Annotated in this window: 1 protein-coding gene; it reads right to left on the bottom strand. The window is 53.2% G+C overall.

Annotation, left to right across the window (positions count from 1 at the left end):
* On the bottom strand, window positions 1-421 hold a 421-nt coding region (locus tag NE664_14535; GenBank protein ID MCQ4727852.1), incomplete at both ends, for an ATP-binding cassette domain-containing protein.

The following is a 421-nucleotide window of genomic DNA, read 5'->3' as shown; positions in this document are numbered from 1 at the left end:
AAAAACTATCGTCTTTCCCTGCTGTTTGAGCTTTAACAGGATATCGCAGAACTCGTCGATCTCCTGCGGTGTCAGCACCGCCGTCGGCTCGTCAAAGATGAGAATTTCCGCACGGCGGTACAGCACCTTTAAGATCTCCACTCTCTGCTGCATGGTCACGGACAGGTCTCCGACCTTCACCGAAGGATCGATCTTCAGTCCATATTGATCGGACAGCTCGGCAATCTGCTTTTCCGCCGTCTTCCGGTCCAGCTTAAGGGCCGTTCCAGTCTCCTGACCCGCGATGATATTTTCCGCCACCGTAAGCTTTGGAACCAGCATGAAATGCTGATGCACCATGCCAATGCCCCTGGCGATGGAATCGCGGGAGCTGGTGAATTTAACCTGCTCCCCGTTAATCCATAATTCTCCCGAAGTCGGT

The sequence above is a fragment of the Anaerotignum faecicola genome (assembly GCA_024460105.1).
Lineage (GTDB): Bacteria > Bacillota > Clostridia > Lachnospirales > Anaerotignaceae > JANFXS01.
This window is presented reverse-complemented; position numbering and strand designations above follow the sequence as displayed.